This window comes from Mesorhizobium sp. WSM4845 (genome assembly GCF_055811455.1).
The window spans coordinates 269,705-292,259 of record NZ_JBVVQA010000004.1; the positions used below are offsets into that span (position 1 = coordinate 269,705).

Here is a 22,555-nt window from a genome sequence, read left to right on the forward strand (position 1 = left end):
GATGGCAGGCATGGTGCTGGAGCGTTTTCTCGCCGACGAGGCTGCGACCGCAAGGCTGGGCGAGGATCTGGCCATGTCGCTGCGCCCCGGCGACGTGCTGGCTCTCAGAGGCGATCTCGGCGCCGGCAAGTCGACTTTGGCGCGGGCGTTGATCAGGGCAATGACCGACGATGCCGGTCTCGACGTGCCGAGCCCGACCTTCACGCTCGTCCAGAGCTATGAGGCGCGCGTCCCCGTCCATCATTTCGACCTCTATCGCCTGTCCGCGGCGTCCGAACTGGACGAACTGGGTTTCGACGAGGCGCTGGCGCAAGGCGCTGCCCTGGTCGAATGGCCGGAGCGGGCAGAGGCCTATTTGCCAAAGACTTCGGTGCTGATCGAACTCGTCCATCAGGACGACGGGCGCCTGGCGAGATTGTCGGGACAAGGCGCTGCCTTCGAGCGCGCGGCGCGCTCGCTGGCCATGCGCAATTTTCTCGAAACAGCCGGCTGGGGTGAAGCGCAGAGACGCTATTTTATCGGCGACGCCTCGGCCCGCTCCTATGAGGTCGTCTCGCTGGCCGGCCTGCCGCCGCGCGTGTTGATGAACTCGCCGCGGCTGGTGCTCGGGCCGCCGGTCCGCGACGGCAAGCCCTATGCGGGGATCGCCCACACCGCACAATCCGTCGCCGCCTTCGTCGCCATCGATCGGGCATTGCGGACCGGCGGCGTCAGCGCCCCGGAAATCCACGCGCAGGACCTGGACCAGGGCTTTCTTCTCATGGAGCATCTCGGCTCGGAGGAATTTCTCTGCCAGCACGGTCAGCCGCTGGCGGAGCGCTACGCGGCGGCGGCCGAACTGCTGGCGATGATGCACGGCAAGACGTGGCCCGATCGCATCGAGGCCGCGCCCGGCGTCTTTCACGATGTGCCGCCTTTCGACCGCGACGCCATGATGATCGAAGCCGAATTGCTGCTCGACTGGTATGTGCCGGCGATTTCAGGCGGCCCGGCAAGCGATGCCTTGCGCGCCGGCTATACCAAGGAATGGAACGCGGCCCTCGACCGGCTGGAGGGGTGCGAATACACGCTCATGCTGCGCGACTTTCATTCGCCGAACATCATCTGGCGCGGCAAACGTACCGGTCACGATCGCCTTGGCATCGTCGATGTCCAGGACGCGCTGATCGGCCCTTCCGCCTACGATCTCGCCTCTCTCGCCATGGATGCCCGGGTTACAATCTCGCCTGAGATCGAGCGACGGACGCTCGATGCCTATATCGCTGCGCGCCATAAGGCCGGTGCTTTCAACGAGGACGAATTCGTCGAGGCCTATGCGATCATGGCGGCGCAGCGCAATTCGAAGATCCTCGGCATTTTCGTCCGGCTCGAAAAGCGCGACGGCAAGCCCTATTATCTGAAACACCTGCCGCGCATCCGCGATTATCTTCGGCGGGCGCTGGCGCATCCGGCACTGGCCGGCCTGCGGGATTTCTACACCGCCCACGGGCTGCTGGAGGAGCGGCCGCTGTGACGACACGTCCCAAAACCGCAATGGTGCTTGCCGCCGGGCTGGGAAAGCGCATGCGGCCAATCACCGACACAATGCCGAAACCGCTGGTCAGGATATCAGGCAAGACGTTGCTCGACTGGAGCCTGGACGGCCTGGCCCGTGCCGGCGTCGACAAGGCCATCGTCAACGTCCATTATTTTCCCGAGCAGATCGTCGCCCACGTCGCCGCGCGCCGCGCGCCGCGCGTCGTTATTTCCGACGAAAGCCAAACACTGCTCGATTCCGCCGGCGGTATCGTCCATGCTTTGCCGGAACTGGGAGGGGCTCCCTTTTACATCGTCAACGCCGACACCTTCTGGATCGACAGCGGCGTGCCCAACCTTGCCCGCCTCGCCCTTGCATGGGACGCGGCGAAAATGGATATTCTGCTGATGCTCGCGGACTCCCAGTCGGCAACCGGACACAGCGGCGGCACCGATTTCCTGATGGCGCCGGACGGCGCCTTGCGGCGTTCGAAAGGCGACCCGACAGGCCTGATCTATGCCGGCGCGGCGATCGTCCATCCCAGGCTTTTCAAGGATGCGCCGGCCGGCCCACACTCGCTCAACGCCTATTTCGATGCAGCCATCGCAGCCGGCCGCCTGTACGGCATGGTGATGCACGGCCATTGGATCACCGTTGGCACGCCCGACGCCATTCCGCTTGCGGAAGCGGTCGTTGCCACCGCTCTTGCTGAGTCGCCCGGCACTCTTACCGAGTTGACCAGCGCTCTCACCGAGTTGAAATGAGCGGCTCCCGCCGCGTTTTCTCGATCCCGCCCGGAGCGCCGTTTCTGCCGACGCTGGCCGAGGCCCTGCTGTCAGGGCGCCTCGTTTCCGGTTTCCGCTTCGACGGCGACCCGCTGGCGCTGGCCGACGCCACCATCTACGTGCCGACGCGCCGCGCCGCGCGGGCGCTGCGCGGCGTCTTCGTCGACTGTCTGGGTGGCCGCTCGGCGATACTGCCGGTCATCCGCCCGCTCGGCGAGTTCGACGAGGACGAGGCCGCGTTCGAGGCCGACGCATCGGCCGCCATCGACCTCGCGCCGCCGATCGCCGCGATCGAGCGCCTGCTGCTGCTGGCGCCGCTGGTGCGCGCCTGGAAACGCCGCCTGCCGGCGCATGTCGCGGCACTTTTCGACGAGGAGATCGTTGTGCCGGCGTCGGCCGCCGATGCCATCTGGCTGGCGCGCGACCTGGCCCGGCTGATGGACGAGATCGAGACGGAAGGCACGGACTGGACCAGGCTCGCCGATCTGGTGACCGGCAACCTCGCCGGCTGGTGGCAAGTGACGCTCGACTTCCTGAGCATCGTCACCGAAAACTGGCCGAATCTCCTCGAAGAACGCAATCGCTCCAACCCGGCTGCGCATCGCAATGCGCTGATAAGGCTGGAAGCAGCGCGGCTGAAGCGCAATCCGCCGACCGGGCCGGTGATCGCCGCCGGCTCCACCGGGTCCATTCCCGCCACCGCTGAATTGCTTGCGGTGATCGCCGGCCTGCCCAGCGGCGCGGTCGTGCTGCCCGGCCTCGACCTGATGCTGGATGAGCCGTCATTCCAGGCAATTGCGGTGCCCGGCGCGCGGCCGGCCTTGCTTGGCCACCCGCAATACGGCCTGGCAAAACTGATCGGCAAGATCGGCGTGCTGCGCGGCGATGTCGAGGAGATCGCCGTTGCCGAAAGGCCGCTCGCGCTGCGCGCCGCACTTGTCGGCGAGGCGCTGCGGCCGGCGGAGACCACCGAGCTGTGGGTCGAGACGCGCGCCCGCTTTACGGCCGGCGATATCACCGAGGCCTTCGCCGACGTGACGCTGCTCGAAGCCGCCGGCGAGCGCGACGAAGCGGTGGCGATCGCCGTCGCGCTGAAACGCGCCGTCGAAGAGCCCGGCCAGCGCGCCGCGCTCGTCACCGGCGACCGCGCCCTGGCGCGGCGCGTCTCGGTCGAGCTGTTGCGCTTTGGTGTCGTCGCCGACGATTCGGGCGGCACACCGCTCATCAACACGCCAGCCGCCGGCCTGCTCAGACTGGCGCTTCAGGCGGCGTTCCGCCCCGGCGATCCCGTGGCCCTGCTGTCGCTGCTCAAGCACCCGCTGCTTGGCCTCGGTCTGGAACGCACAAGCGTCCGTCGCGCGGTGGAGATCGTCGAACTGGTGGCGCTGCGCGGCGGCACCGGCCGCCCCGACGTCGCCTCGCTGCCGGAGCTCTTCGATGCCCGGCTCCTCGAATTCGATGATCGCGGCAATCGCCGCCCGCCCTTCTGGCGATCGCGGCTTTCGGTCAGGCGCATCGAAGAAGCCCGAGACCTGCTGATCCGGTTAACCGCCGCGCTTGCGCCGCTGGTTGCCTATCGCGACGAGGAGAATGCCGATCTTGCCACACTTGTGCGGGCCAGCGTCGTCGCGCTCGAAGGTCTCGGCCGCTCCGCGGGTGGCTGTCTGAGCGAACTCTATGCCGACGACGCCGGCGAAAAGCTCACCGAGCTCTTGCGCGGGCTGGTCGCTGCCTCGGCGTCGTTCTCCTTCGGAGCCGACGAATGGCCCGATGTGATGGAGGCGCTGATCGCACCCGAGACGGTCAAGCCGGCACAAGGCACCGACAGGAACATCGCCATCTGGGGTACGCTGGAAGCCCGGTTGCAGAACGTCGACACGCTGGTCGTCGGCGGGCTCAACGAAGGCGTGTGGCCGCGCAAGCCGGAAAGCGACCGCTTCATGTCCCGGCTGATGAAGACCGGCATCGACCTCGAGCCGCCCGAACGGCGCATCGGCCTGGCCGCCCATGATTTCCAGATGGCGATGGGGGCGAAGAAAGTGGTGCTGGCGCGCTCCGCCCGCTCCGGCGACGCGCCGGCAGTGCCGTCGCGCTGGCTGCAGCGCCTGCTGACCTTCATCGGCAAGGACCATGCGGCGGTGCTTCGCCGGCGTGGTGATGAATTCCTGTCCTGGGCCCGTGCGCTCGATGCCGGCGAACGAAGAGACTTCGCGCCGCGGCCGCAGCCGAAGCCACCGCTGGATGTGCGGCCGCAACATTTCTCGGTCACCGAGATCGAAACGCTGCGCCGCGACCCTTACGCGATCTATGCCAGGAGGATCCTCCGCCTGATGCCGCTCGACCCGGTCATCCGCGACCCGGGTGCTGCCGAACGCGGCACGCTGTTACACGCCATCCTGCATCTTTTTTCGCGGACCGTGGCCGATCCGCTTGTGCCGGAGGCGCTGGACGGTCTCATTGCCGCCGGCCGAGCATGCTTTGCCGAGGCGGCCCTTCCTCCCGATGTCGAGGCGGTGTGGTGGCCGCGCTTCGAAAAGCTCGCCGCCGGCATCATCGAATGGGAACGCGGCCGCGCCTTAGCCGTGACAATGCGGCATGCCGAGGAGCGCGCCGAGAAAACAGGCGTCGGCCAGTCCGGCGTGACGCTGTCCGGCTATGCCGATCGCGTCGATCTCCTGGCCGGCGGCATGGCCGACATCCTGGATTACAAGACCGGCTCCTCGCCGTCCAAGGCGCAGGCTCATACGCTGCTTTCGCCGCAACTGGCGCTCGAGGGCGCGCTGCTCAGGCGCGGCGCCTTCAAGGGGCTTGGCGCGCGCGAGCCGTCGCAGCTGGCCTTCATCAGGCTGAAGCCGAACGGCGAGGTGTTCGAGGAATCCATCCTCGAATACAACCGCAAGCCGCGAACCGCCGCAGACCTCGCCGAGGAGGCCTGGGCGCGGCTCGAAAAACTGCTGATCCACTATGCCAACCCGGCGACCGGATACTTGTCGCGGGCGTTGCCGTTTCGCGAGGGCGAGACCGACGGCGACTACGACCATCTCGCCCGCGTGCTCGAATGGTCTGCCGGCGGCGACGCCGACGACGAGGGAGGGGAGGCATGAAGAAGGCCTATCCCATCCCGACCGATACCGCCGTCAGCCAGGCAAGCGCCTCAGATCCGCAAAATTCCGCCTGGGTGTCGGCCAACGCCGGATCGGGCAAGACCCATGTGCTGGCCCAGCGTGTCATCCGTCTTCTGCTGCGTGGCACCGATCCGTCGAAGATCCTGTGCCTGACCTACACCCGCGCCGCCGCCGCCAACATGTCGAACCGGGTGTTTTCGACATTGTCGGAATGGACGGCGCTTGGCGATGCAGAACTGGCGACAAGGATAGAGACGCTGGACGGTCGCCAGCCCGATCGCGAAACCATGCGCCGCGCCCGCCGGCTGTTCGCCGAGGCGCTGGAGACGCCCGGCGGGCTGAAGATCCAGACCATCCACGCCTTCTGCGAATCGGTGCTGCACCAGTTCCCGCTGGAGGCCAACATACCGGCCCATTTCGAAATGCTCGATCCGCAGATGGAGGCGTCGCTCTTCGGTGCCGCCCGCCGTGACATGATCTCGGGCACGGCCGCCGGCGATGCGGGGCTGGCCGAGGCTTTCGCCACCATTCTGGAACGCGGCGGCGAACATGGGCTTGACGCCTTGCTGGCCGAGATCGTGCGCAAGCGCGACGGTCTGCGCGCTTTCATCAGCGCGGCCGGCGGCGATGGTTTTCAGGCGCTGTTCGACGAGTTCAGGTTTCGCGCCGGCCAGACCGCCGAAGGCCTGGCGACGTCCGTCTGGCCGCTGCCGGGCTTCCTGCCGCACTATTTCATCACCTTTGCCCGCGCTGCCGAATCCGCCGATGCCCGCTTCGTGCTCAACAACGTTCTGCCCTATGCGCGTCTTGCCTTCGCCGAGGATGATCCGGTTCGCCGGCTGCATCTGCTGGCAAAAGCCTTCCTGCGAGGCGATGGCGAGCCTTATGAGCCGGCAATGTTCAAGAAGGCGTTGCTCGACCGGCTGCCGGATCTTGCCGAGCGCTATCTGTCAGCGGTCGATGCTATTCTCGAAATCTCCGACCGATTGGCCTTGTTCAGGATGCTGGAGGGCACACGTGCCGCGCTGACCATCGCCGACTGGCTGATCGCCCGCTACGAGCACTTGAAGCGCGCCCGCGGCTTCCTCGATTTCAACGACCTCATTACCCGAACGGTCAATCTCCTGGCGCGGCCCGACGCCGGCCCCTGGGTGCAGTACAAGCTCGACCAGGGCATCGACCATATCCTGCTCGACGAGGCGCAGGACACCAGTCCCGACCAGTGGGAGGTGGTGAAGCGACTGGCCGAGGAATTCTTTGCCGGGCTCGGCGCACGCGACAATGTTCACCGCACGGTGTTCGCCGTCGGCGACGAAAAACAGTCGATCTATTCCTTTCAAGGAGCGGCGCCCGACTCCTTCGCCGACTCAAGGCTGCTGTTTTCCGCGAAAGTGCGCGACGCCAAAGCCACCTTCGCCGATCTCAAGCTGACCTGGTCGTTCCGCTCGACCGAAGACGTGCTTGCGGCGGTGGACCGTGTCTTTGCCGACCCGCTCGTGCGGCGCGGCATCAGCCACGATCCCGACCCGCTGACCCACAAGGCGATCCGCAGCGATGCGCCGGGCTATGTCGAGGTCTGGCCGTCGATCGGCGCCGACGTCGTCGACGAACCCGACGACTGGACGCAAGCCGTCGACCACGCCCATGCGCCGGCGGTGCGTATTGCCGAAAACGTGGCGGCAACCATTGCCGGCTGGATCGGCGCCGGCGAGATCATCGAAGGCCGCGGCAAGAAGCTTCGGCCCGGCGACGTGCTGGTGCTGGTGCGCAAGCGCGATCGTTTCGTCCATGCCCTGACGCGCGCACTGAAGCGCCGCGACATCCCGGTCGCCGGCGCCGACCGCCTCAGCCTGCCCGGTCATATCGCGGTCAAGGACCTGATCGCGCTCGGCCACTTTCTTGTCCAGCCCGAGGACGATCTGTCGCTCGCCTCCGTGCTGCGCAGCCCGATTTTCGACGTTTCGGAAGAGATGCTTTTCGCGCTCGCCGGCGAGCGGCCGTCCGGCCTCTCGTTGATCGCTTCGCTCAGGCAGCAAGCCGGCGAAAGCGCCGCCTTGGCCGCAATCGCTGCCCAGCTCGACACATGGTCCGATGAAGCCGCATTCAGGCCGGTGTTCGAATTCTATGCCGGGGCTCTCGCCCGCGACGGCTTGCGCAAGAAAATGATCGCGCGGCTCGGGCCGGAAGCCGGCGACATCCTCGACGAATTCCTGAGCTTCTGCCTGGCCGAGGAGCGGACCGGCCTGCCAGGGCTGGAATCCTTCCTGTCGACGCTGGAGAATGCCGGCCCCGAGATCAAGCGCGAAATGGACCAGACCCGCGACGAGGTTCGCGTCATGACCGTGCATGCCGCCAAGGGCCTCGAGGCGCCCGTCGTGTTCCTGGTCGATGGTGGCTCGGCGCCGTTCAGCGATCAGCATCTGCCGCGACTGATGCCGTTCGATGGCTCGGGCCAACACTGGGACGGCAAGGGCTATCTCTGGCGTTCGGCTGGCGATGTCGCCAATGGCTTTTCGCGGGCCGCTTCGGTCCGCGCGCGCGAACTGGCCGACGACGAATACCGCCGGCTGCTCTATGTCGGCATGACCCGCGCCGAAGACCGGCTGATCGTCTGCGGCTATCACGGCAAGCGGGTGCCGAATGCCGGCACCTGGCACTCGATTGTCAGCCGCGCGCTGGTCGGCGCGCCCGAAAGCATCGAGCGGCAGCATCCCGCCACCGGCGAGACCGTGCATCGCTTTCACGTGACAAAATTTCCGCCGGTCGCACAGGCGGCCGCCGAAGCGGCGCGGCAGGCGCAACAGTTCGAGCCGTTGCCGAAGAGCCTGTTCCAGCCCTTGCCGCCCTTCGAGGATCTGCCGCGGCCGCTGTCGCCGTCCGGCGCCTCGGCGCTGATCGATGAGGCCAGGCAAGCCGTAGTCGACACCGGCTCGCCGGTGCTGGACACCGAGGCAGAACCTGGCTTTGCGGTGATGCGGGGGCTGGCGCTGCACAAATTGCTGCAGATGCTGCCCGGCATCGCCGAGACCGAACGCCGCGATGCCGCGGAGCGCTACCTCAAGCGCGCTGGCGCGCAATGGCCTGAAACCGAGCGCGACAAGGCCTTGGCTTCAGTGGCGGCGATCCTTGCCGACAGCCGCTTCGATCAGCTGTTTGCGCCGAACTCACGCGCTGAGGTCGCGGTCATGGGCAGCCTGGAGGTCAAGGGCAAGCTGCGCTCGATCTCCGGCAAGATCGACCGGCTGGCGATCACATCAGGCAAGGTGTCGATAGTCGACTACAAGACCAACCGGCCGGCGCCTGCAGCGCTGGCGGACGTTCCACCGGCCTATGTCCTGCAGCTCGCGCTCTATCGCGCACTGCTCCAGCCGCTTTATCCCGGGCATGAGGTCTCGGCGGCGCTGCTGTTCACTGAAGCGCCGCGATTGATCGAGCTGCCACCGGCGGCGATGGACGACGCCCTTGCCCGACTCACGGGAGCGTGACACAACAGCTGCTTGAAGAAGGGCGCGATCACCACCACATTTGGTGCGACAATAACTCTCGAAAGGATTTTCGCATGGCCACCGTCAAGGTCGACAAGAGCAATTTCCAGACCGATGTGCTTGACGCCAAGGAGCCGGTCGTCGTCGATTTCTGGGCGGAATGGTGCGGCCCGTGCAAGATGATCGCGCCGGCGCTGGAAGACATCGCCATCGAACTCGGCGGCAAGGTCAAGATCGCCAAGCTCAACATCGACGAGAATCCCGAGTTGGCCGCGCAGTTCGGCGTGCGCTCGATCCCGACGCTGATGATCTTCAAGGGCGGCGAAATGGCCGACATGAAGGTCGGCGCCGCGCCGAAGACGGCGCTGTCGCACTGGATCAACGGCAATCTCGCCTGATCCGGCGGAAAATCCGCAGACAAGCCCGGCCCTCGCGCCGGGCTTTTTGCTGCGCGTCATCTAATGTGCCGCGCGTCCCCCTGGACGCGCGAAGGACGCTGCAGCGCTTGATCTGACCGAAGATCGGATCGGATTTTCTGGGTCATGCGGCTGGTCCGCCGTGGCACTCGCCACTTGCCGGCCCATGTTCTTGTCTGGCTTAAAGCAGGAGAACGACATGACCGGATCCGCCAAGGCCACCGTCTTCATCGACAATGAGCGCGTCATCGTCACCGAATACCGCTTCGCACCGGGTGACAATACCGGCTGGCATCGCCATGGCCATGATTATGTCGTCGTGCCGCTGATGGACGGCAAGCTCAAGCTCCTGACCAAGGACGGCGAATCCTTCGCCGAAATGAAGAAGGGGGCGCCCTATTTCCGCAAGGAGGGCGTGGAGCATGACGTCATCAATGCCAATGAGGGCGAGTATGCCTTCATCGAGATTGAGCTGAAGTAGTCCCCACCGAGGCCGTCTCCGCCATAGGCGTGAGGCGATCACCAATCCGCGATACGATCGCCTCCGACGAACTGCGCACTTTTCTCTGTGTACTCAAACAGTTCTATCTTCACGTTATTAGGATCGCGAATCCACGCCTGGTAGGTATCATCGCATGCGTGTTTCTTTGATGTGACTTCAACGCCTTTCGCTCTTACGTGGGCGATCGCGGCGTCAAGGTTTTCCACTTCAAGGCAGAAGTGGTTGATCTGGTTCAAGTCGCTATAGCTGGCCCCGTCTTTCTGGAACACCTCGACGTGGCTGCGGCTGCCGCAATTGAGGTAGAAACCGAAAATCTTGCCGTCGCGCAGGAAGTTGAACTGGGTGTCCATGCCGAGGACGTCCCGATAGAAGCTTCGCGTCACTTCGAGATCATCTGCGAAAATGCAAACGTGAGCGAGCTGCTTTACGTTGATCATGGCTGGCTCCTCGCGGTGATCTGACGAAGTCCGGCGTCATCGTGCCCTGGTGAACCAGCGCCTCAAACCGGCGGCGTGCCGTTTTCGGCCAGCACCGCGCCGGCCAGATAGAGCGAGCCGCTGATCAGGATGCGCGGCGGCGGTCCGTCCCACGTGTCGCGCAGCAGCATCAGCGCATTGGCGACGGAGCTCACCGGTTCGGCCGACAGGCCGGCTTCGACGGCGCGGATCGCCAGTTCGTCATTCGGCACGCTGGCCTCGCTGAGGCTCACCGGCACCGTGTAAACATGCCGCACCAGGCCCTTAAAGGCGCGGAAATAGCCGCTCTGGTCCTTGGTGTTGATCATGCCGCAAATCAAGAACAGCGGCCGCGGGTTTTTTTCCTCCTGCTCGGCCAATGCCTCGGCGACGACCACACCGGCGCCGGGATTGTGGCCGCCGTCGAGCCAGATGTCGGCGCCCTTTGGCGCCAGTTCCGTCAGCCTGCCTTGCGGCAATTTCTGCATCCGCCCCGGCCAGGTGACATTGGCCATCGCCTTGTCGGCGACGCGATGGCTGATCTCGAAACCTGCCGACTTGACCGCCGCAATCGCCGCCGCCGCATTGGCGAACTGGTGGCGCCCTGGCAGGCGCGGTGGCGACAGGTCCATCAGCCCGTCTTCGTCCTGATAGACCATCCGGCCGTTTTCCTCGAAGGCGAGGAAATCCTGGCCATAGACGAAGGCGGGACAGTCGAGCCGCTCGGCGGTTTCGATAAGCACCTGAAGCGCCGTTTCGCTTTCCTGCGCGCCGATGACCACCGGGCAACCGCCCTTGATGATGCCGGCCTTTTCGGCTGCGATCAGTTCGACACGATCGCCGAGAAAGGATTCGTGGTCGAGCGAGACCGGCATGATCACCGACACCGCCGGTTCCTTGATGACATTGGTGGCATCAAAGCGGCCGCCAAGGCCGACCTCGATGATGACGGCATCTGCCGGATGTTCGGAAAACAGCAGGAAGGTGACGGCGGTGAGGATCTCGAAGACGGTGATCTTCTGGCCTTCATTGGCCTTGGCGACGCGGGCGATGGCATCGGCGAAGACCTCGTCCTCGACCAGCCTGCCGCCGCCGTCGGCGGCCAGCCGGTAGCGCTCATGCCAGTTCACCAGATGTGGCGATGTGTGGACATGGACGCGGTGGCCGGCCGCTTCGAGCAGCGCCCGCGAAAACGCGGCGCAGGAGCCCTTGCCGTTGGTGCCGGCGATGTGGATGACCGGCGGCAGATGGTCCTGCGGATTGCCAAGCCGCTCCAGCAGCCGCGAAATGCGGTCGAGCGAAAGATCGAAGCCCTTCGGATGAAGCGACATCAGGCTTTCGATTTCGCGGTCGGCGGCAAGCGTGCTCATGGGAGAATCCTAGCGCATGACCCCGAAAATCGAAATCGATTTTCGGAAAGGAATCATGCGTGAAATCAAGATGCTACAGCGCCACAGATGGCGCGCATTCGCGGTTCGCGACGACGGATGTCGCGTCAGGCTTGCGGGCGTGCTTCCGCCGGGACCGCCACCGGCGGCAGGATTTCCGGTTCCAGCGGCTTTTCTTCTTCCGGCAGCTTGAGCAGCATTTTCAGGAGCCGTGCGATCGTCTGGCGCATCTCCAGCCGCGACACCACCATGTCGACCATGCCGTGCTCCATCAGATACTCGGAGCGCTGGAAGCCGTCGGGCAGCTTTTCCCTGATCGTCTGCTCGATCACGCGCGGCCCGGCAAAGCCGATCAGCGCGCCGGGCTCGGCGATGTGCACGTCGCCCAGCATGGCGTAGGAGGCAGTGACGCCGCCGGTAGTCGGGTTGGTCAGAACGACGATATAGGGAAGACCGGCTTCCTTCAGCCGATCGACGCCGATCGTGGTTCTCGGCAATTGCATGAGCGACAGGATGCCCTCCTGCATGCGGGCGCCGCCGGAGGCCGCGAACAGGATCAGCGGCCGCTTGCGTTGCACTGCGACCTCGAAGCCACGAACGATGGCGTCGCCGGCGGCCATGCCGAGCGAGCCGCCCATGAAGGCGAAGTCCTGCACGGTCACCACCACGGGCAGGCCTTCGACGGTACCCAGCGCATTGATGATCGCGTCCTCCAGCCCGGTCTTGGCCTTGGCGTCCTTCAGCCGGTCGGTGTAGCGCTTCTCGTCGCGGAATTTCAGCGGATCCTGCACCACCTTGGGGTTTTCGAGCATCTCGTACTTGCCGTCGTCCATGAAGAATCTCAGCCGCTCCCTGGCCGAGATCTTCATGTGATGGCCGGAGGACGGGATGACGAACTGGTTCTGCTCCAGATCCTTGTGGAAGACCATCTCGCCGGTCTCCGGATCCTTGATCCAGAGGTTTTCAGGCATGTCGGTGCGCCGGCCGAGCATCGAATTGATCTTTGGTCGAACGTAGTTGGTGATCCAGTTCATCGTTTCGGCTCCTGTCCTGACGAAGAGTTAGACCATGATCCCGAAAAGTGGAAACCGGTTTTCGGTGGAGATCATGGTCAAACCAGAAGATCAAGACTATTCGGCGGCAGCAAGGCGGGCCGCGCGCACGCCTTGCGAAAGCCCGCTGACCAGCGTGGCGACCGCCTCGGCCGGGTCGGCGGTCTTTTCGCCCTTCGGCCCCAGAACATTGGCGACCGCATTGACGATCGCAGTGCCGACGACGACGCCGTCGGCCGACGCTCCGATGATGCGGGCCTGCTCGGCGGTCTTGACGCCGAAGCCGACGCAGACCGGCAGGTCGGTATGGCCCTTGATGCGCCTGACCGCCGCCGCCACCTTGCCGGTGTCGGCAAGTGCTGAGCCGGTGATGCCGGTCATCGACACGTAATAGACGAAGCCGGAGGTGTTCTGCAGCACCTTGGGCAGGCGCTTGTCGTCGGTGGTCGGCGTCGCCAGCCGGATGAAATTGATGCCGGCCTTCAGCGCCGGAATGCACAGCTCCTCATCCATTTCCGGCGGCAGGTCGACGACGATCAGCCCGTCTATGCCGCTGGCCAGCGCATCGCCGAGGAAGCGGTCGACGCCGTGGATGTAGATCGGATTGTAGTAGCCCATCAAAACGATCGGCGTTTCATTGTCGGCGGCACGGAATTCCGACGCCATCTTCAGCGTCTTGACCAGCGTCTGCCCGCCTTTCAGCGCGCGCAGGCCGGCCGCCTGGATCGCCGGGCCGTCGGCCATCGGATCGGAAAACGGCATGCCGAGCTCGATGATGTCGCTGCCGGCGCCGGGCAGCGCCTTCATGATCGACAGGGAGGTGTCGTAGTCCGGGTCGCCGCCCATGAAATAGGTGACGAGTGCCGGGCGCCCTTCGGCCTTCAGTTTGGCCATACGGCGGTCGATGCGGGTGGTCATGATCAGATCTCCATGCCCAGCATATTGGCCACCGTATGCACGTCCTTGTCGCCGCGGCCGGACAGGTTGACAATGACGATCTGGTCCTTGTCCATGGCGGGCACGATCTTCACCGCATGCGCGATGGCATGGGCGGATTCGAGCGCCGGAATGATGCCTTCGACGCGTGTCGTCAACTGAAACGCCTCCAGCGCCTCGTCGTCGAGAACAGGCACATAGTCGACGCGGCCACTGTCGCGCAGCCAGGAATGCTCCGGCCCGACGCCGGGATAGTCGAGGCCGGCCGAAATCGAATGCCCGTCCATGATCTGCCCGTCGGCGTTCTGCAGGAGATAGGTGCGGTTGCCGTGCAGCACGCCGGGCGCGCCGGCGTTCATTGAGGCGCAATGCTCGATGCCGTCGAGGCCGCGGCCACCGGCCTCGATGCCGATGATCTTTACGCTGCGGTCGTCGAGGAACGGGTGAAAAAGGCCGATGGCGTTGGAGCCGCCGCCGACGGCGGCGATGATCGTGTCCGGCAGCCGCCCTTCCTGTTCGAGGATCTGGGCGCGCGCCTCGATGCCGATCACCGACTGGAAGTCGCGCACCAGCTCCGGATAGGGGTGCGGGCCGGCAGCGGTGCCGATCAGGTAGTAGGTGTCCTCGACATTGGTCACCCAATCCCGAAGAGCTTCGTTCATGGCGTCCTTCAACGTGCCGTGGCCGGCGGTCACCGGCCGCACCTCGGCGCCGAGCAGCTTCATGCGGAAGACGTTCGGGCTTTGCCGGGCGACGTCGGTGGCGCCCATATAGACGACGCACGGAAAGCCGAAACGCGCCGCTACGGTGGCCGACGCGACGCCGTGCTGGCCGGCGCCGGTCTCGGCGATGATGCGCTTCTTGCCCATGCGCTTGGCCAGCAGGATCTGGCCGAGGCAGTTGTTGATCTTGTGCGAGCCGGTGTGGTTCAGATCCTCGCGCTTGAAATAGACCTTTGCGCCGCCCCCGAGGCCCTTAGCCGCGGAAATTTCGCGAAGATGCCTGGTCAGGCCTTCGGCGAAATAAAGCTTCGACGGCCGCCCGGCATAGTGGGTCGAAAGGTCAGTCAGTTCGGCCATGAAATCCGCATCGTCCTTGACCTCGTTCCAGTGCCGCTCGAGGTCGAGGATCAGCGGCATTAATGTTTCGGCAACGAAACGACCGCCGAAGATGCCGAACATGCCCTGCTCGTCGGGTCCGGTGCGGAAGGAATTGGGTATCGCCGGCTTGTTCATCGCCGATCTCCTAGCTTGTGGTTTGAAGCACGGTCAGGCGGCGCGGCTGTCGCGTGCTGCCTTGACGGCCCGGAAAAACTGTTCGATCAGCGCCGGATCCTTGACGCCCGGCGCGCTTTCCACGCCTGAGGAAATGTCTAGTCCGGGCGGGTTGGCAAGCCGAAAGGCATCGCCGATGTTGGCGGCGTTGAGCCCACCGGAAAGCATGTAATCGACGCCTGCGTCAAGGCCGGCCAGAATGCGCCAGTCGAAAGCAATGCCGTTGCCGCCCGGCAGTTGCGAACCCTTCGGCGGCTTGGCGTCGAACAGGAAACGGTCGGCAATGCCGACGAAGGGTCTTGTCCGCTCCAGGTCGGCAGTATCGCTGACCGGCAGCGCCTTCATCACCGGCAGGCCGTAGCGGGCCTTGATCTCGGCCACCCGCTCCGGCGTTTCCGAGCCATGCAGCTGCAGCATGTCGGGCTGCATTTTTTCGACGATTTCATCCAGAAACGCATCGCCGGCGTCGACCGTCACGGCAACCGCCTTGGCCTTGCCGATTGCCGCTTCGCGCAAGCGGCCGGCTTCCGCCGGCTCGATATAGCGCGGGCTTTTGGCAAAGAAAATAAAGCCGACATGGCTGGCGCCGCCGGCCAATGCCGCGGCCAATGCCTTGTCGGTCTTCAGTCCGCATATCTTGATGTCGAGCGCCATGACGCGGGGATTGGCACGAAACGGCAAAAGAGTCGAGAAAAAGCGCATGTTTGCCACCGGCGCGGAACGCGCTACCTTCCTAAGACAAGAGAGCGGAACGGGCTACTTACTTCAGATAATACCGACGGGAGCAAACAAGCATGGCAGACGATACCGTCGCCCAACTCAGGCAAAAAGTCGCGCAGGCTCGCGAGGTCATCGCTCATCTGATGGACAAGGCCGCCTTCAACGGCGCCGAGGCACACCGCGCGCTCGACTATTTCGGCAGCAATGCCTTCAAGAAGGACTTCCTGCCATGGCCGCGCCATACCGACGAGGGGCTGCGGCCGGAGGAGTTGAATGCGGCGAATGACGACTGAGCGGCAGTGCAGAACCTATTGATGCCGGGGGGACAGAGGGGGGTGCGAAGGATCGCTACAGTTTTTATTCCGCTCCGCCTTCAAGCATCCTACTCGAACATGATCGCTTGCAGCGCGCCGCCATTGCGCTTGAGCCAGTCCTTGCAGCGCTCGGTGTCGGGGCAGAGCTGCTCACACAGTTTCCAGAATTTCGGGCCGTGGTTCATCTCCTTGAGATGCGCCACCTCATGCGCGACGAGATAGTTTATGACCGGTCGCGGCGCCATCATGATGCGCCAGGAGAACGACAGGTTGCCGTCCGACGTGCATGACCCCCAGCGGCTCGACGTGTCCTTGAAGCGGATTGCCTTGGCGCGCTTGCCGATCGTCCCGGTGTGCCTGACCACCAACCGCTCGATCTCGCGCTTGGCCTCGCGCTTGAGGAAATCGGCGATGCGGCGCGGCAGGTGCACGCGCTCGCCATGCACGATCATCAGCGGACCGCGTTCGTCGCACGACAGCGTGACGGTACCGCGTTTCGAGGGCTCATGAACGATGCGATGCGGCACGCCGCGCACCGGAATTTTGATACCGGGCCGCACCTGCGGCCGGTTGGGCACTTTGGCCAGCCGCTGCTCCAGCCAGTCCTGATGGCGGTCAAGGAATTTTTCCACCTCGCCTCGCCGCAGGCCCGGTGGCACGGTGATGCGTAGGCCCCGGCCGCCGGAATCGATGCGCAGCGTCAATCGCCGCGCCCGGTCGCTCTCGACGATCTTGAGCGGCAGCGTGCGGCCGGCAACACAATGCTCCCGCTCCACGACGGGGGCGGGCCTGGGTTTGGTCAGGTTGCGGAAGAAGCCGAATGACATGGCCAGGACGATACGTGATTCGAGGAAAACGAATAGAACAAAAAAGAAACGGCGCCGCTGACGCGACGCCGTTTTTGATTATTATTTATGTCGAGGCAAGTGCCTTACTCGTCAAGCAGGCCTGGCGTGGATTTGCTACCTCCGGTTGTGGGCCCGCCGGTTGTGGGCGACGTCGACTTGTTGCGGTTCGCCATGAAGCGGTCGAACTCTTCCTGGTCCTTGGCGCGACGCAATTCCCTGGCGTATTCGTCGAACTCGCTCAGCATCTCGTCGAGCTTGCGGCGCTCTTCATTGAGCCGCTCGAGTTCTTTTTCGCGCCAGTCGTCGAAAGCGACGTTGCCGGTGCGGGCAGAGCCGTGGCCCCAGCGCGCCGCTTTGTCGGAACCGCGGCGGCAGCCGGCGAAGATGCCGTCGGTCGCGCGGTTGACGTCGCGCTTGAAGCCGTCAAGCCGGTCGCCCCAGATGATGTAGGCGAGCATGGCGAGGCCGAGCGGCCAGAACACCATAAAACCGATCACCATCAGAGCGATGGTCGCCGGCGTCCAGGCCGGACGGATCAATGCAGATGTGTTCATTTTCTCCCAATCCTTCAGTTGGAGACAGCCAATCCCGGCTGCGTGGAATCGAAATGGGATGAGAAAAACGGCGATTCAAGACAGTGTCGGCCAAAACCGGACAAGCGTTTGAAATGATTATCGCTTTTTGAGCGTTTCAAGGAAAAGGACGATCAGGCCCGCAATCAGGCCCCAGAACGCCGCACCGACGCCGAACAGCGTCAGCCCCGAGGCGGTGACGGCAAAGGTGACGGTAGCGGCCATGCGTTCGCCGTCTTCCTTCAAGGCGATCGACAAGGCGATCGACAGCGCGTTGGCGAGCGGCGCCATCAGCGCCAGTCCGGCGACAAGCACGATCAGGCTCTGCGGCAGCACGGCGAAGATCGCCACCAGCGAGGCGCCGAAAATGGCGAAGACGAGGTAGGCAAGCGCGTAGAAGGGACCGGTCTTCCAGCGCTCGCCCGGATCGGGATGCACGTCGGGGCCGGTGCAGATCGCCGCCGAGATCGCCGCCAGATTGGTGGTCGAGGCCCCGAATGGTGCCGACAGCAGCGAAAGCAGGCCGGTGACGCCGATCAGCGGGCCGGGTTCCGGGTGGTAGCCCGCCGCCCTCAGCACGGCGAGGCCGGACAGGTTCTGCGACGCCATGGTGACGAGATAAAGCGGCAGCGCCAGGCCGATAATCGCCGTGACGGTGAACTGCGGCGCAATCAGCGTCAATGTCGAAAGTTCCGGGGTTGGCAGACCACCGACCCGGCCGGTGAGGAAGGCGGCAGCGCCGCCGCCGATCAGCACTGCCAGCACCGAGAGCGCCGGATTGAACAGGCGGATGACAAAGAAGGCGGCGATCAGCGGCAGGATCAGCCATGGGTCGACGGGAATCGCCTTCACCGCATTGATGGCGAAGGTGACAACGATGCCGGCGAGCATCCCCGACGCGACCGAGGCCGGTATCCTGGCGATCAGCTTGGTCAAGGGCCTGAACAGGCCGGTGGCAATCAGCAAAATCCCGGTGACGATGAAGGCGCCGACGGCCTCGTTGATCGAAAAGCCGCTCGATGCCGCGATCAGCGCAACCCCCGGCGTCGACCATGCGGCGATGACCGGCATCCTGGTGCGCCACGACAGCCACAGGCTCTCGATCGCCATGGCGAGGCAGATCGCCGTCACCCAGCTCGCGGTTTCGACCTGCGTCGCGCCGACCGCCTTGGCGGCGGCGATGACGATGGCCAACGTGCCGCCGAAGCCGACGATCGCTGCGACGAAGGCGGATACCGGAATGGAAATGCGCATGTCCTAGCCTGCCTGCCGCACCATGGCGTCGACCGCCCGCACCAGCATGTCGAGATCCTGAGGCCGCGACAGGCGGTGGTCGCCGTCGGGGATCAGCGACAGCGTGACGTCGTCGGCCGGCAACAGGCCGACCAGTTTCAGCGCATGGCTCGGCGGCACGTCGGCATCGGCCAGCCCTTGCAATATGTGGACGGGGCAGTGGGTGTCGATCGGCCCGCTCAGCATCCGGTTGTTGCGGCCGTCCTCGATCAGCGCTCGGGTGTAGACGTAAGGCTCGGCCGAATAGTCCGACGGCTCCTCGAAAAAACCTTTTTTGGCAAGATCGCGCTTCTGCGCTTTGGTCAGCGCCGGCTCGACCAACTCGGCGGTGAAATCCGGCGCCGGCGCTAGAAGCACCAGACCGGCGATGCGGTTCTCGCCTGGCGTGTGCAATTCCTGGCGCAATTCCTGGACCATGCGCAGCGCGATCCATGCGCCCATCGAGGAGCCGACCAGGATTTGCCTGCCTTGCGTGAAATGATTGAAGACGGCAAGACTTTGCGAAAGCCAGTTCGAGACGGTGCCGTCGGCAAAGGCGCCGCCCGATTCGCCGTGACCGGAATAGTCGTGGCGCAGGAAAGCCCGGCCTTGCCCGCTCGCCCATTCCGCCAGCTTCTCGGCCTTGGTGCCCAGCATGTCCGACTTGTAGCCGCCGAGCCAGACAATGCCTGGCTCGGCACCCGCAGCGCGCCTGACAGCGATGCTGGTTCCGTCGACGTCGAGAAAAACCGGTGCGGTCATGGCTCACTCCTCACGCAGGTCTTTTGACACAGCGAACGGTTCATCGAAAAGTGCTCGGCAACTTTCTTCGTTTGGTGCAGGCAGAAGTCAGGGAACAGGTGATTTCCTGTGAGCGCTGTGCTATTGACTCCGGCCGCGCGCTCACCACATTGGCGCGTTCGCAATTCTGAATTGAAAACCCCGAACGAAACGGCTCAAGGAGACCACGACCATTCGCAGACCTTTCAAAGCAACGGCGCCCACCAAGGAGGGCCCGCGCTCCAACCGTGACATCCGGGTTCCCCGGGTCCAGCTTATCGACGCCGAAGGCCACAACCATGGCGATGTCTCCATCAACGACGCATTGTTGCTCGCCGAAGAGGCTGGGCTCGATCTGGTCGAGATATCGCCCAACGCAGTGCCGCCCGTCGTAAAAATTCTCGATCTCGGCAAGCTGAAATACGCCAACCAGAAGAAGGCGGCCGAGGCGCGCAAGAACCAGAAGGTCATCGAGATCAAAGAGATCAAGATGCGCCCGAACATCGACAGCCATGACTACGAGACCAAGATGAAAGCGGTCCGGCGGTTTTTCGAGGAAGGTGACAAGGTCAAGCTGACATTGCGCTTTCGCGGCCGCGAGATGGCGCATATGGAACTCGGCATGCAGCTTTTGAACAAGGTTCGCGAGGAAGTTGCACCGATCGCCAAAGTCGAAGCCGAACCGAAGCTCGAAGGCCGCCAGATGATGATGGTGCTGGCGCCCCGCTAAGCGATTCCGCTAACGCGGTCCCCGTCAAAGCAAAGGCCGCTTCGGCGGCCTTTTGTTTGTTTTGTCGTCGCCATGATTTCTCCGCAAGTTGCATCGACAAGGAGTCCGGTTGCCGGTCCTCGCGGCGAAAGGATTGTCCATGGCCGCTGCGGCACGTTCTCCGATTGAAAGATCGTTCGACGAAATGGGCCGCTATCAGCGGCGCCGGCGCGTCCTGCTGGCGCTGCTGATCGGTGCTTTTTGCGCTTTGCTGATCTTCGGCGGCTCCACCCACGATGAACTAGGCCACGAACGCATAGAGGGGCAGTACGGCATCGCCCTGATACTGATCGGGATTGGCGGCCGGCTCTGGTCGATCCTCTATATCGGCGGCCGCAAGTCGGCCGAACTGGTTGCTACCGGCCCATATTCGGTGATGCGCAACCCGCTGTATTTTTTCTCCACCATTGGGGCCGCCGGCATCGGCGCCCAGACCGGCAGCGTGATCGTCTCGGTGGCGTCGGCGGTTTTGTGCGCGGCCGCGTTCTACATCGTCACGCTGCGCGAGGAACGGCATTTGACGACCGTGCTCGGGGCGCCGTACAAGGACTACATCGCACGGGTGCCGCGGTTTTTTCCTAATCCCCGGCTTTATCGCGATCAGGCCGAGGTCACCTTCACACCGCGCATTTTTAATCACACGCTGCGCGACGGCTTGATGTTCGTGGCTTCCGTACCGTTTTTCGAACTCATCGAGTCCGGACAGGAAAGAGGCGTAATTCCCGTCCTCTTCTGGCTGTATTGAGCTGCGGATGCCGCGATCGCCGGCAAGTTCCTCGACGATTGGATTCCCGACATGCTCAATGAAGTTAAATCTGCGCAGGCCGAACAAGCGCAGGCCAGGCGTGCGCTGGGCAGGTATCAGCACGCGCGCAGGATGGTGCTTGCCGCCCTCGTGGTCGTCATGTTCGCAGCGCTGCTGTTTGGCCAGTCTGCTTTTCCTCCCGAAAGCGTGCCGCACGAAACGATCGAAATGGTCGGCGTCCTGCTGATCTTTCTTGGCATTGTCGGGCGCTTGTGGTCGACGCTCTATATCGGCGGACGCAAATCCTCCGAGGTGGTTACCGGCGGACCGTATTCGATCACCCGCAATCCGCTCTATGTCTTCTCCTCGATAGCTGCCGCCGGCGTCGGCGCGCAGATGGGCTCGATCACTGCGGCGATCGGCTTCGCGGTGATTTGCGCCGCCGCCTTTCATGTCGTCATCCTGCGCGAAGAGACGTTCCTGAAGGAGGCCTTCGGAACGCCATTCCAGGCCTATATGGCGCGAGTGCCGCGCTTTTTCCCGAAGCTTTCGCTGTATCAGGAAGGCGACACCGGCGGCTTCAAGCCGCGCCTGCTGCGGACGACGCTGCTGGACGGACTGGTGTTCCTCGTCGCCATGCCGTTTTTCGAATCGATCGACGCCGCCCAGCAATCGGGCATACTTCCGGTGCTGTTCCGTTTCCCATAGGCCCATTGTGTGTCGGCACAGGGTGTTGCACGCCGGCCCGCTTTGACGTATAGCACCGCCGTTCCCAAAAACCGCCCGGCAGGGCATGCCGTGGCGGTTTCATTTGCTTTTCGGGCTTTGGTCGGCCTGAAGCGAACAAAAAGCGCGATGATGCGCACATAAACGGAGTAGCAAAATGCCCAAGATGAAGACCAAGTCAGCCGCCAAGAAGCGGTTCAAGATCACAGGTACGGGTAAAGTCCTGTCGGCTGCGGCCGGCAAGCGTCACGGCATGATCAAGCGTTCCAACAAGTTCATTCGAAATGCCCGCGGCACGATGGTTCTGGCTGAACCGGATGGCAAGAAGGTCATCAAGAATTTTCTGCCGAACGGCCTCTAAGGCATTCGGTCTGGACAAGTTTTAAGGAGATCATGACATGGCACGCGTAAAAAGAGGCGTCACCTCGCACGCCAAACACAAAAAGGTCCTGAAAGCCGCCAAGGGTTTCTACGGCCGCCGCAAGAACACCATTCGCATCGCCAAGCAGGCGGTGGAAAAGTCGCTGCAGTATGCCTACCGCGACCGCAAGAACCGCAAGCGTTCGTTCCGCGCTCTGTGGATCCAGCGCATCAATGCCGCGACCCACGAGCACGGCCTGACCTATGGCCGGTTCATCGACGGTCTCAACAAGGCCGGCATCGAGATCGATCGCAAGGTCCTGTCGGACATGGCCATCCACGAGCCGCAGGCATTTGCCGCCCTTGTGGCCAAGGCCAAGGTCGCGCTCGAGTACCTCAAGAACACCACGCCGAACGCTTTTGAAAGCGCTGTAGCCTAACCAGCGCCTTCCCAAGCACATCGACACTTGATTTGGGAAACCCGCGCTGGCAGGGCTGGCGCGGGTTTTTCTTTG

22 protein-coding genes are annotated in these 22,555 nt (G+C 64.0%); 12 read left to right on the forward strand and 10 right to left on the reverse strand.

Annotated elements, in window-relative coordinates:
• Position 1: 1 nt before the first annotated feature.
• The 6 genes from tsaE to AC0L2C_RS07310 all read left to right on the forward strand — a co-directional run bounded on the left by tsaE (position 2) and on the right by AC0L2C_RS07310 (position 9,808).
• Positions 2-1,513 carry a tRNA (adenosine(37)-N6)-threonylcarbamoyltransferase complex ATPase subunit type 1 TsaE gene (gene tsaE, locus AC0L2C_RS07285; RefSeq protein WP_473523048.1) on the forward strand — a complete coding sequence of 504 codons (1,512 nt, stop codon included), beginning with the start codon at positions 2-4 and terminating at the stop codon, positions 1,511-1,513.
• Positions 1,510-2,280 carry a nucleotidyltransferase family protein gene (locus tag AC0L2C_RS07290; protein WP_473523049.1) on the forward strand — a complete coding sequence of 257 codons (771 nt, stop codon included), beginning with the start codon at positions 1,510-1,512 and terminating at the stop codon, positions 2,278-2,280. The genes tsaE and AC0L2C_RS07290 overlap by 4 nt, the downstream gene beginning before the upstream one ends.
• Positions 2,277-5,405 carry a double-strand break repair protein AddB gene (addB, locus tag AC0L2C_RS07295; protein ID WP_473523050.1) on the forward strand — a complete coding sequence of 1,043 codons (3,129 nt, stop codon included), beginning with the start codon at positions 2,277-2,279 and terminating at the stop codon, positions 5,403-5,405. The genes AC0L2C_RS07290 and addB overlap by 4 nt, the downstream gene beginning before the upstream one ends.
• Positions 5,402-8,911, forward strand: a complete 3,510-nt coding sequence (addA, locus tag AC0L2C_RS07300; RefSeq protein ID WP_473523051.1) for a double-strand break repair helicase AddA — start codon at positions 5,402-5,404, stop codon at positions 8,909-8,911. The genes addB and addA overlap by 4 nt, the downstream gene beginning before the upstream one ends.
• Before the next feature lie 74 nt (positions 8,912-8,985).
• The gene (gene trxA, locus AC0L2C_RS07305; protein ID WP_091592579.1) at positions 8,986-9,309 is read left to right on the forward strand and encodes a thioredoxin; all 324 of its coding nucleotides are present in this window, start codon (positions 8,986-8,988) and stop codon (positions 9,307-9,309) included.
• A 217-nt stretch (positions 9,310-9,526) separates the two neighbouring features.
• A complete protein-coding gene (locus AC0L2C_RS07310) occupies positions 9,527-9,808 on the forward strand; it encodes a cupin domain-containing protein (protein WP_023796896.1) in 282 nt (93 codons plus the stop codon).
• A 38-nt stretch (positions 9,809-9,846) separates the two neighbouring features.
• On the opposite strand, the gene AC0L2C_RS07315 is transcribed toward AC0L2C_RS07310, so the two are convergent.
• The 6 genes from AC0L2C_RS07315 to AC0L2C_RS07340 form a co-directional block, all read right to left on the reverse strand.
• A complete protein-coding gene (locus tag AC0L2C_RS07315; protein WP_473523052.1) occupies positions 9,847-10,266 on the reverse strand; it encodes a VOC family protein in 420 nt (139 codons plus the stop codon).
• Between the two features lie 62 nt (positions 10,267-10,328).
• Positions 10,329-11,654: a bifunctional folylpolyglutamate synthase/dihydrofolate synthase gene (locus AC0L2C_RS07320; protein ID WP_473523053.1), complete on the reverse strand. Its 1,326-nt coding sequence runs from the start codon at positions 11,652-11,654 to the stop codon at positions 10,329-10,331.
• Positions 11,655-11,779: 125 nt separating this feature from the next.
• Complete coding sequence (gene accD, locus AC0L2C_RS07325; protein ID WP_023796893.1) at positions 11,780-12,706, reverse strand: acetyl-CoA carboxylase, carboxyltransferase subunit beta; 927 nt, start codon at positions 12,704-12,706, stop codon at positions 11,780-11,782.
• A gap of 96 nt (positions 12,707-12,802) precedes the next feature.
• On the reverse strand, positions 12,803-13,642 hold the full coding sequence (gene trpA / locus AC0L2C_RS07330) for a tryptophan synthase subunit alpha (protein ID WP_027152027.1): 840 nt from the start codon (positions 13,640-13,642) through the stop codon (positions 12,803-12,805).
• Between the two features lie 2 nt (positions 13,643-13,644).
• Complete coding sequence (gene trpB / locus AC0L2C_RS07335; protein ID WP_287120117.1) at positions 13,645-14,895, reverse strand: tryptophan synthase subunit beta; 1,251 nt, start codon at positions 14,893-14,895, stop codon at positions 13,645-13,647.
• Between the two features lie 33 nt (positions 14,896-14,928).
• The gene (locus tag AC0L2C_RS07340; protein WP_287120308.1) at positions 14,929-15,588 is read right to left on the reverse strand and encodes a phosphoribosylanthranilate isomerase; all 660 of its coding nucleotides are present in this window, start codon (positions 15,586-15,588) and stop codon (positions 14,929-14,931) included.
• 140 nt (positions 15,589-15,728) lie between these two features.
• On the opposite strand from AC0L2C_RS07340, the gene AC0L2C_RS07345 reads away from it, so the two are divergent.
• Positions 15,729-15,947 (forward strand): hypothetical protein, encoded by a 219-nt coding sequence (locus AC0L2C_RS07345; protein ID WP_023796889.1) that lies wholly within the window; start codon positions 15,729-15,731, stop codon positions 15,945-15,947.
• 89 nt (positions 15,948-16,036) lie between these two features.
• On the opposite strand, the gene AC0L2C_RS07350 is transcribed toward AC0L2C_RS07345, so the two are convergent.
• The 4 genes from AC0L2C_RS07350 to AC0L2C_RS07365 all read right to left on the reverse strand — a co-directional run bounded on the left by AC0L2C_RS07350 (position 16,037) and on the right by AC0L2C_RS07365 (position 19,422).
• Complete coding sequence (locus AC0L2C_RS07350; protein ID WP_027152023.1) at positions 16,037-16,795, reverse strand: M48 family metallopeptidase; 759 nt, start codon at positions 16,793-16,795, stop codon at positions 16,037-16,039.
• Between the two features lie 104 nt (positions 16,796-16,899).
• Complete coding sequence (locus AC0L2C_RS07355; protein ID WP_473523054.1) at positions 16,900-17,370, reverse strand: DUF2852 domain-containing protein; 471 nt, start codon at positions 17,368-17,370, stop codon at positions 16,900-16,902.
• Between the two features lie 117 nt (positions 17,371-17,487).
• Positions 17,488-18,642, reverse strand: a complete 1,155-nt coding sequence (locus tag AC0L2C_RS07360; RefSeq protein ID WP_473523055.1) for a benzoate/H(+) symporter BenE family transporter — start codon at positions 18,640-18,642, stop codon at positions 17,488-17,490.
• 3 nt (positions 18,643-18,645) lie between these two features.
• Positions 18,646-19,422, reverse strand: a complete 777-nt coding sequence (locus AC0L2C_RS07365; RefSeq protein WP_473523056.1) for an alpha/beta hydrolase — start codon at positions 19,420-19,422, stop codon at positions 18,646-18,648.
• 211 nt (positions 19,423-19,633) lie between these two features.
• Here AC0L2C_RS07365 and infC point away from each other — a divergent pair, with 211 nt between their 5' ends.
• The 5 genes from infC (at position 19,634) to rplT (ending at position 22,480) form a co-directional block, all read left to right on the forward strand.
• On the forward strand, positions 19,634-20,170 hold the full coding sequence (gene infC / locus AC0L2C_RS07370) for a translation initiation factor IF-3 (RefSeq protein WP_077374810.1): 537 nt from the start codon (positions 19,634-19,636) through the stop codon (positions 20,168-20,170).
• 139 nt (positions 20,171-20,309) lie between these two features.
• Positions 20,310-20,954 (forward strand): methyltransferase family protein, encoded by a 645-nt coding sequence (locus tag AC0L2C_RS07375; RefSeq protein ID WP_091592968.1) that lies wholly within the window; start codon positions 20,310-20,312, stop codon positions 20,952-20,954.
• A 51-nt stretch (positions 20,955-21,005) separates the two neighbouring features.
• Entirely contained in the window at positions 21,006-21,662 is a 657-nt protein-coding gene (locus AC0L2C_RS07380) for a methyltransferase family protein (RefSeq protein WP_128244572.1), read from the forward strand.
• A 175-nt stretch (positions 21,663-21,837) separates the two neighbouring features.
• Positions 21,838-22,041: a 50S ribosomal protein L35 gene (rpmI, locus tag AC0L2C_RS07385; RefSeq protein ID WP_006201248.1), complete on the forward strand. Its 204-nt coding sequence runs from the start codon at positions 21,838-21,840 to the stop codon at positions 22,039-22,041.
• Positions 22,042-22,078: 37 nt separating this feature from the next.
• On the forward strand, positions 22,079-22,480 hold the full coding sequence (rplT, locus tag AC0L2C_RS07390) for a 50S ribosomal protein L20 (protein ID WP_023796882.1): 402 nt from the start codon (positions 22,079-22,081) through the stop codon (positions 22,478-22,480).
• Positions 22,481-22,555 lie beyond the last annotated feature (75 nt).

What these genes read in the sequence shown, in the direction of transcription:
- tsaE (WP_473523048.1), top strand. Translation starts at nt 2, where the DNA reads ATGGCAGGCATGGTGCTGGAGCGTTTTCTCGCCGACGAGGCTGCGACC.
- addB (WP_473523050.1), top strand. Translation starts at nt 2,277, where the DNA reads ATGAGCGGCTCCCGCCGCGTTTTCTCGATCCCGCCCGGAGCGCCGTTT.
- addA (WP_473523051.1), top strand. Translation starts at nt 5,402, where the DNA reads ATGAAGAAGGCCTATCCCATCCCGACCGATACCGCCGTCAGCCAGGCA.
- trxA (WP_091592579.1), top strand. Translation starts at nt 8,986, where the DNA reads ATGGCCACCGTCAAGGTCGACAAGAGCAATTTCCAGACCGATGTGCTT.
- AC0L2C_RS07310 (WP_023796896.1), top strand. Translation starts at nt 9,527, where the DNA reads ATGACCGGATCCGCCAAGGCCACCGTCTTCATCGACAATGAGCGCGTC.
- AC0L2C_RS07315 (WP_473523052.1), bottom strand. Translation starts at nt 10,266, where the DNA reads ATGATCAACGTAAAGCAGCTCGCTCACGTTTGCATTTTCGCAGATGAT.
- AC0L2C_RS07320 (WP_473523053.1), bottom strand. Translation starts at nt 11,654, where the DNA reads ATGAGCACGCTTGCCGCCGACCGCGAAATCGAAAGCCTGATGTCGCTT.
- accD (WP_023796893.1), bottom strand. Translation starts at nt 12,706, where the DNA reads ATGAACTGGATCACCAACTACGTTCGACCAAAGATCAATTCGATGCTC.
- trpA (WP_027152027.1), bottom strand. Translation starts at nt 13,642, where the DNA reads ATGACCACCCGCATCGACCGCCGTATGGCCAAACTGAAGGCCGAAGGG.
- trpB (WP_287120117.1), bottom strand. Translation starts at nt 14,895, where the DNA reads ATGAACAAGCCGGCGATACCCAATTCCTTCCGCACCGGACCCGACGAG.
- AC0L2C_RS07340 (WP_287120308.1), bottom strand. Translation starts at nt 15,588, where the DNA reads ATGGCGCTCGACATCAAGATATGCGGACTGAAGACCGACAAGGCATTG.
- AC0L2C_RS07345 (WP_023796889.1), top strand. Translation starts at nt 15,729, where the DNA reads ATGGCAGACGATACCGTCGCCCAACTCAGGCAAAAAGTCGCGCAGGCT.
- AC0L2C_RS07350 (WP_027152023.1), bottom strand. Translation starts at nt 16,795, where the DNA reads ATGTCATTCGGCTTCTTCCGCAACCTGACCAAACCCAGGCCCGCCCCC.
- AC0L2C_RS07355 (WP_473523054.1), bottom strand. Translation starts at nt 17,370, where the DNA reads ATGAACACATCTGCATTGATCCGTCCGGCCTGGACGCCGGCGACCATC.
- AC0L2C_RS07360 (WP_473523055.1), bottom strand. Translation starts at nt 18,642, where the DNA reads ATGCGCATTTCCATTCCGGTATCCGCCTTCGTCGCAGCGATCGTCGGC.
- AC0L2C_RS07365 (WP_473523056.1), bottom strand. Translation starts at nt 19,422, where the DNA reads ATGACCGCACCGGTTTTTCTCGACGTCGACGGAACCAGCATCGCTGTC.
- AC0L2C_RS07375 (WP_091592968.1), top strand. Translation starts at nt 20,310, where the DNA reads ATGGCCGCTGCGGCACGTTCTCCGATTGAAAGATCGTTCGACGAAATG.
- AC0L2C_RS07380 (WP_128244572.1), top strand. Translation starts at nt 21,006, where the DNA reads ATGCTCAATGAAGTTAAATCTGCGCAGGCCGAACAAGCGCAGGCCAGG.
- rpmI (WP_006201248.1), top strand. Translation starts at nt 21,838, where the DNA reads ATGCCCAAGATGAAGACCAAGTCAGCCGCCAAGAAGCGGTTCAAGATC.
- rplT (WP_023796882.1), top strand. Translation starts at nt 22,079, where the DNA reads ATGGCACGCGTAAAAAGAGGCGTCACCTCGCACGCCAAACACAAAAAG.